This is a genomic window from Serratia sp. YC16 (assembly GCF_009707615.1).
Taxonomy (GTDB): domain Bacteria; phylum Pseudomonadota; class Gammaproteobacteria; order Enterobacterales; family Enterobacteriaceae; genus Serratia; species Serratia surfactantfaciens.
The window spans coordinates 334,704-342,761 of the sequence record NZ_WLYN01000004.1 but is presented as its reverse complement, the minus strand read 5'-3'; the positions used below and the strand labels follow the sequence as shown (position 1 = coordinate 342,761).

General features: G+C 52.1%; 6 protein-coding genes. All 6 read left to right on the top strand.

Annotation, left to right across the window (positions count from 1 at the left end; all coding sequences use genetic code 11):
- Positions 1-1,243: 1,243 nt before the first annotated feature.
- The 6 genes from GKN89_RS15900 to GKN89_RS15875 all read left to right on the top strand — a co-directional run bounded on the left by GKN89_RS15900 (position 1,244) and on the right by GKN89_RS15875 (position 7,874).
- On the top strand, positions 1,244-2,539 hold the full coding sequence (locus tag GKN89_RS15900; protein WP_063918748.1) for a lysine N(6)-hydroxylase/L-ornithine N(5)-oxygenase family protein: 1,296 nt from the start codon (positions 1,244-1,246) through the stop codon (positions 2,537-2,539).
- Positions 2,540-2,579: 40 nt separating this feature from the next.
- Positions 2,580-3,464 carry an ATP-grasp fold amidoligase family protein gene (locus GKN89_RS15895; protein WP_063918747.1) on the top strand — a complete coding sequence of 295 codons (885 nt, stop codon included), beginning with the start codon at positions 2,580-2,582 and terminating at the stop codon, positions 3,462-3,464.
- Between the two features lie 617 nt (positions 3,465-4,081).
- Positions 4,082-4,996, top strand: a complete 915-nt coding sequence (locus tag GKN89_RS15890) for an alpha/beta hydrolase (RefSeq protein WP_154747328.1) — start codon at positions 4,082-4,084, stop codon at positions 4,994-4,996.
- A 428-nt stretch (positions 4,997-5,424) separates the two neighbouring features.
- Positions 5,425-5,835: a GNAT family N-acetyltransferase gene (locus tag GKN89_RS15885; RefSeq protein ID WP_154747327.1), complete on the top strand. Its 411-nt coding sequence runs from the start codon at positions 5,425-5,427 to the stop codon at positions 5,833-5,835.
- Between the two features lie 27 nt (positions 5,836-5,862).
- Entirely contained in the window at positions 5,863-6,552 is a 690-nt protein-coding gene (locus GKN89_RS15880) for a PAS and helix-turn-helix domain-containing protein (protein ID WP_019453030.1), read from the top strand.
- 20 nt (positions 6,553-6,572) lie between these two features.
- Positions 6,573-7,874 carry a cytosine permease gene (locus GKN89_RS15875; RefSeq protein WP_025160095.1) on the top strand — a complete coding sequence of 434 codons (1,302 nt, stop codon included), beginning with the start codon at positions 6,573-6,575 and terminating at the stop codon, positions 7,872-7,874.
- Positions 7,875-8,058 lie beyond the last annotated feature (184 nt).

Below are 8,058 nucleotides of genomic sequence, written 5' to 3'. Positions count from 1 at the left end.
GCGGGTTTTTCGCTTTCTGGGTTCGCGCTACCCGACCGTACAGGTTCTGATTAATAAAATGCTATCTGAATTATTAAAAATATTACTCAGCTAATAAATCTCTCGCAAAAATTCCGTTCCTCCCGTGCATATCCATTAGCCAAAAAGTGAATGCCCTCCTCATTACACGCGGAAGGTGTATTGATCATGCTCAGTCAAATGAGTAGTGGAGGAAAGAGAGGCAGAACAGCAAACGGCATTATTTACGAATAGGCCGTAGTTTTAATAAAAAATAAAGCTAAATATATTGCCTTACATAGAGTAATAACGCAGGTCTATGCACATCCCTGACCAGACAGTTTTTCACTCTGGCTGGAGAGTAGAAATGCATGGAGTTAACCGGGCTCTCCACTTGGTTGCCCTGCGGGTTAAATGCCAGTCACGATGGCCAAACGGATTGTCGGATAGAACTCGCTAGCCTGGTCGCCGTACCAGAATCTTTCGCAGCCGGCTCGAGCAATCACCCTCCCCTGGCAATCGTTGCCCTCATTAGTTAAACAAAAGGTAAACCCAAGAGTTAACGCGAACAATCCATGCCCACGGGTTTATGCAACGGGTGGGTAAAATCTTACTGTTTAGCGCGGTAATAAGGAAAAACCAGGGGAAAAATGCCAGGCTCGACTCCGGTTAACTGGCGCGCCACGCCCCAGCGGAACAAAATCAACCCATTGAATTTATTTAAAAAACAGAAATAAAAACCAATCGATTTTATAATTTCACTTCTGATTTCATATTTTCAAAAAGCACCCGGCTTCTAATATCACGTTATTTCACCTTCCCAGCGCCTATTTTAAGGCTATCCTAAGCAACAAATACCTGATCTCAGAAATGCCAGACGAACGCAGGCTGGCGCATACAGCAGAAAAACAGATGAGTACCCGAACGGTTGACCTCTTCCCCAAGGTTACTGTTTTCATGACGTGATGAATCAGGTTTATCAGATTCTTACTTAAGAATATTAATTAAATACACACGCAAGCTTTCATAGGGATTTTCATGGAAAGAAAACACCCGTAGCCTTTACCTTATGCGCTACCGAATTTTAAACGGACATTTAAAAATACGACATTTTTAACCCGTGCAATTTTTAATCACATTTAATTCGTGAAGTTTACTTATAAGAAAAAGACAGCCTGGTTGCTATGAGCCACCCCATCTGCAGCCGTATTTCTGGGTATTATTCTCATTATACTGGAGCTTATTAATGAATCAGCGTTTGGATATCATCGGTATTGGCCTTGGCCCGTCGAATCTTAGCCTGGCGGCCTTAGGGAGTGAAATAGAGGGATTTACGGGGCAATTCCTTGAACGCAAACCTCATTTCTCTTGGCATCCAGGGATGATCCTGGCGGATTGCAGCATGCAGACCAACTTTTTAAAAGATTTGGTGAGCGCAGTTGCCCCAACCAACCCCTATAGTTTTCTCAACTATCTGGTAAAAAACAGAAAGTTCTACCGATTCCTGACAACGGAACAGCGCACCGCGTCGCGTGAAGAATTCGCCGATTACCTCACCTGGGCCGCGAGCGGAATGGGATCGTTGGCGTTCAATCAAGACGTTCAGCGGGTCGAGTTTGACGATCGGGAACGCCAATTCGTGGTCACGACCTCAAATGCAGTATTCCACGCCAGACACGTAAGCATAGGTATTGGTAAGAAAATAAAGTTGCCGGACTGCGTGACGGCGCAAAACGATCGCTGTTTCCATGCCAGCGAAATGATGCTGCGCAACCCCAACCTGGCAGGCAAACGCGTGGCGATCGTCGGCGGTGGCCAGAGCGGCGCGGATCTGTTCCTGAATATTTTTAAAGGGGAATGGGGGCAGCCGGAACAACTCGACTGGATATCACGGCGCAATAATTACAACGCGCTTGATGAAGCGGCCTTTGCCAACGAATATTTCACGCCTGATTACGTCGAGAGCTTTTACTCGCTCGATAGCGCGGCCAAGCGGCATATGCTGGCCGAGCAGAAGATGACCTCAGACGGCATCACCAGCGAATCGCTGCTGGCCATTTATCGTGCCATGTACCACCGCTTCGATGTATTGCGCGAGAAATTATGGGTGCGCCTGCTGCCCAGCCGTTCGCTAACGGCCTTGAAGCACACGCTGGATAACGCCTACCAACTCGAAACGCACCATCATCTCGATCATGGCCAGGAAGCCTTCAAGGCGGACGTGGTGATCTTTGCTACCGGTTATCAATCGGCGACGCCAGAGTTCCTTGAACCTTTAGCCCACCGTTTATTGACCACTGCCGACGGCGAATACCGCATAGCCCCTGATTTTACCTTTGAGTGGGAAGGCCCTGCGGAGAACTGTTTATTCGCCATGAACGCCAGTATGCATAATCACGGCATTGCCGATCCTCAGTTGAGCCTGATGGCGTGGCGATCGGCTCGCATTCTTAATCGGGCGTTAGATCACCAGCCATTTGATCTGGGAACCACGCCGACCGCCATGCAATGGCGCAGTGAAAGCGTGTTACCCGCGCTTTAAGTCTTAATCATTGTCACTACGCTTTGATGGAATCAGGTATATGAAAAGACAAATCATTAAATTTATTACGAAGAATCTGGCCGTATTGGCCCCCGAATTCAAGGCCAGATTGCTCTACAAAAAGGCATTTGGCAAACCGTTAAACTTACAGGCGCCATCTACCTGGAATGAAAAGATCAACCACCTGAAGTTGAATGGCTATAGTCATAATGCGTTGGTGAAGCAGTGCGCGGATAAATACGCGGTAAGACAGTACATCAAAGATCAAGGGTGCGAAGAGATCCTTAATGAATTGTACTTTGCCTGTGACTCAGTAAGCGATATCCCGTGGGACTCATTGCCGGATAAGTTCGTGATCAAAGGGAATCATGGTTCCGGATATAACCTGATTTGCCAGAATAAAAAATTACTGAATATCAAGAGCGCTGCCAAATTGATCGATGGCTGGATGAGGGATGATTATTGGAAAACCTATGTAGAGCTCAACTACAAAGGAATACAAAAGAAGATCATTGGGGAGAAGTATATCGAATCGGCCAATGGCCACGGACCTGAAGACTATAAGATCTATTGCTTCCGCGGTGTGCCATACTGCACCTTGCTGTGCGTCGGCAGAGAGACTGGGTCGCCAAAATATTACTTCTTTGACAAAGATTTCAAGTTTCTGTGCTACAGCGAAGACTGCCAGGCATTAAACCAGGAACAGATAGACGCTTTCGTAAAACCTGAAGGTTACGACGAGCTGTTTGAGTATGCCGCACGCTTGTCGACGCCCTTCGAGTTTGTTCGCGTTGATTTCTACATTTCCAAAGGTCAGATCATTTTCGGCGAGCTGACCTTTACCCCTTCCGCCGGGTTGGATACGGATATCCTGCCGCCAACCGATGTTTTACTTGGCGAGATGTTGACGTTGCAACAGCACTGATTTTCAGCGGACAGCCGCTGAGGAGAAATACCGGCAGGCATTTTTGCAGCCCGCCAGCCGGTATTGCCTTAAGGATCATCGGGCCGATGATCCCGCCTGTTCCATACCGCCGTTACAGCACAGCTCCCAGCCTCCTGCCCCTCTGCCTGCCCAACACATGATTCAGGAACAATACCTCAGCCAGGCTGCATAACCGCTTGAAAAACAATGGCATTAATACATTAATAAGAATCGTTTACATATTTATAATAAAATGTTCTATATGTATAGGTAGCTATAATATAAGATACCGGAAAGTTTCCCTGGTGTTGTTGTGTGTCTTTGCCCTATTTTATAGGGCTTTTTTCACTGATATTATTGGATAACCTTGTGTTTACATGCCTTCACGCAGATTCTCTTCCTCACAAAAATCATAACCATTTCTAATTAATTTTAACCCCTCTTATTCCTGTACTCGCCAATAATAACAATGGGTTGCTATTAACTCTGCAAAGCGACTGACGGCCCGCTTGTGGGCTTCGGCCGCAATTCGCCGCCGGAATGCCCATCCAAAGGATAGGTTTTTACCGGGCGCGTACGGGTGCTAATATCGACTTTTTCCGAGGATGTTGACCTGCATGTTATTGTCTAACCGGAATTTTATTTCCGCGCTTCTGGCGCTCGCCATCGGCGTTGGGCTGCCGGGCAGCGTGCTGGCCAGGCCCGATCTGGAACGCAAGATCGGCGTTACCGTCGCCGATAGCGATTCAACGGATTACCGCTTCAGCGATCTGCGCTTCGCCTCCGCCGATGGCGAGCGGCATTATCGCATTCGTATCGCTCAGCCGCGTCAGGCGCCTGCGCCTGGTGGCTATCCAACGATTTATTTCCTCGACGGCAATGCGGTGCTAATGGAGCTGAACGCTGCCCTGCTGGCAAAACTGGCGGCGGCGAAGCGGCCACCGGTGCTGGTCATGATCGGCTATGACAACGATCTGCGCATCGATGCCGCCGGCCGTGCCTACGACTATACGCTCCCTCTGCCGGCAAGCATGAAGAAACCGCCGCGGGCCGTGGGAGGCGCAGATGCCTTCTTGCAGTTGATTGAAACGCAGATCAAACCGGCGATCGCCGCCAAAATAGCGATCGATCCGCAGCGACAAACGCTGTGGGGGCACTCCTACGGCGGGCTCTTCGTTCTGCACACGCTATTCACCCGTCCCGCCACCTTCCAGCGCTACATCGCCGTTGAGCCCTCGCTGTGGTGGGGGCAGGGTATGATCCTGCGGGAAGCGCAACAGATGATCGAACGGCGCCCGACGCTGGCGGCAAGTCTGCAATTATGGGTTGGTCTGGCGGAACGCGATCGCGCGGCACCGCCCGGCGTAAAGAACCCCGCGCTGCCGGCGGACGCGACGCATTTGCTGGCCGAACACCTGGCGCCGCTCAACGGCCTTGCCGTCGGCTACCGGGAATGGCCCGCCTTAGGGCATGGTGCCATGCTGGGCGCCACCATCGAGCCGGCGCTGCGCGGCGTCATATCAGAGGACTAAATCAGCGGATCGGCAGGTATCGGCCGCATTTTCATCTGCGACTCATATCTTCTGATAAGAAGAGTGTTTAATATCTGAGACAGAGAGTGGCCAACGTGGAATGGCTGCGGCAAAAACAAAGTGGCTCCCCCGTCGGCAAGTTAGCTTGCTCTATCCGGTGGAGCCATACAGTACTGCAGTTTTCCCGGTGGGGCCCTGGTGAGGCGCAAGATAGGAAAAGATGGTGTAAGCAGGGCATTTCAGCGTTTTAATACCGCCTGTTTCACTATTTTCTTCTCCCTGTGGCAGCTACTATAAGCGCCCTCTCACCTGGCGGAAAAGGGTGAAAACCACCCTTGAAATACATTAATGAAAGTGATATTAGAAGCGGTTAAGGCGAAAACGCCTAGTTCAGTTTTGAATAATTAAATCAGGGAATTATATTAAAAATGAATATTAATATCACCGACAAACCCAACCCGCAGGATGAAGAGTTCGTTATCGACAGTCTGTGGGCTCACAACCATAAAACCCAGCCCGTAGACATTCACCCGTTGTTCATGACCGTTACCGACGACAATCAGCAGATCGTCGGCGGCCTGGTCGCGCGCACCTGGTGGGGCGGCCTGGAAGTGCAGTATCTGTGGGTCGGCGATCAATGCCGCAAAAGCGGTTACGGCCGCCAACTGATGCAGTTGGCCGAAGAAGAAGCCCGCAAACGCGGTTGCCACATGGCCTATGTCGATACCTTCGATTTCCAGGCCAGAGGCTTCTACGAAAAACTGGGCTACCGGGTCTACGGCGAACTGGGCGATTACGCACACCGCCACACCCGCCATTACCTGGCTAAAAGCCTGTAACGCGGCCTGAGCGGCGCAGAGGTAGGTATGGGTTCCTCGCATAAAAATAATGAATCTTATTTTAAGGGTCTCATCACCATGATGGAGCACCTGAGCGAGCCCTGGGGCATCAAAGACCAGCTGTCCCGCCACCTCTATATGAACCGCGCCGCTTATCTCTATACCAATACGCCGCTGAACTTCGACGTCGCCGGTAAATATGACCACGAATTCCCCGCCGACTGGGCCGACTCCGCCGCCGACTTTATCGAGCACGATAAAATGACCGAAGCGGCGCGCGATCGGGTCACGGTCATAGAAACGCACTATTGGTACGGTAAAGACAGCCTGACGCCGTTTATCAGCGAAAAGCTGCCGGTGTACAACGACGACAAACAGGTGATTGGCGTGATCTGGAACGCCAAGCCGATGAACAGCCTGTCGCCGCTCAAGTACATCAACCAGCAAAAGCCCAGCGTATTGACCACCGAGGTCAATAACGAGCTGTTCACCCGCGCTGAACTCGATGTCATTTTCCTTATGCTGCAGCGATTTACGGTGAAAGAGATCGCCAAAATCTATAGCGTCAGCAATAAGACCATCGAAAACCGCATTTATAACATCTACCAGAAGGCCAACGTGCATACTCAGCAGCAATTTGAGGAGTACTGCAAATACGCCAACCTGGATAACTACATACCCGATCGCCTGATAACTAAAGGCATTCAGTTTATTTGAACCGCAAGGAAGATCTCACCGTGATAAAGATCGAAGATTATCCGCTCACCCGGGTGCCGCAGGATAAAAGAGTCTCATTTTTAAGCGTGGCCATCGTGCATATGGGCATGCTGACCGCGCTGGATCAGTTTATGCTCGGCGCCGTGCTCGGCAACTCCATGTCGCTGATTGACGCCTTCACCGCCATTTTCGTCGGCAGCCTGATCTTCGGCGTAGTGACCTACGGCCTGGGGCTGGCGGGCATGCGCGAAGGGATTTCCGGCAGCCTGCTGGCGCGCTGGTGCGGCTTCGGGCGCCTGGGGTCGGTACTGATCGGCGTCGTGGTGGCCGTCAGCCTGCTGGGCTGGTTCGGTATTCAAAACGCCATTTTCGCCAAGTCGCTCGACTTCGCGCTCGGCAATAAGCTGGGCTTCGGCCTGGCCGCCGGGCTCTCGGGCACGCTGCTGACCATCCTGGTGGCGTTCGGCTTCAAGGCGCTGCGCATCGCCGCTCGCATTGCCGTACCGATGTTCATCATGCTGGTGGCCTATATCTCCGTGACGGCGCTTTCCGGCCATAACCTGCAGGAGATCATCCAGCTGGCTCCGCCGGGTGAGCCACTGACCATCAGCGCCGGCATCACCATCGTTGTCGGTGGCGCCATCGTCGCCAGTCTGATGACGCCCGATCTGACCCGTTATTCCAAAAACGGCAAACACGTGCTCGGCGTCACGCTCTTCACCATCATCGCCGGCGAGTTCGTGGTGAACGGCCTGGCTATCCTCATTGCTAAAACGCTGGGCACCGCAGACGTCGTCACCATAATGTCGCAAGCGGCCGGCGGCGCGGGCCTGCTGGTGGTGGTGTTCTCTACCCTGCGCGTCAACGATCTCAACCTGTATTCTTCTTCGCTGGGCATCGTCAACGCGGTGGAAGGCATCACCGGCAAAAAGCTGAAGTACACCTACACCACACTGGTGATCGGCATTCTGGGCACCACGCTCTCGGTGCTGGGTATTCTCGACCGCTTCGTCGATTTCCTGACGGTGCTTGGCGTGGTCTTCCCGCCGATTATCGGCATCATGCTGGTGGACTATTATCTGCTGCGCAGCCACCGCAAAATCCTCGACGAGAGCCGCCGCACGGGCCAACTGCCGAACGAAACGCCGACCATCGGCTGGGCGGCGATCGTCGCCAGCATCGCCGGCGGCGCCGTTGGCCTGGCGACCGAATGGGGCGTACCGACCATCAACTCCCTGGTGGCCGCCAGCCTGCTGTATTGGGTGCTTAAACTGGCCTTCAGCCGGGCGCAAAAACCGCTGGCCTCGCAAAAGTCACTCTGATTGGCAGGCACGCGCGAATGCACTCCTCCGGTACCGGGGAGTGTTTTACGCTTGAAAATACGAATTTCAATGCAGGAGAATGAGCCGCTCGTATCGACAAACGGCTGCGGTGAGGGTCCCTGGTGTCGGTAGCAAGTATCCATCATGCTCAGAGTGTGGAAACGCCCCCTCTGAGCTTTTTATT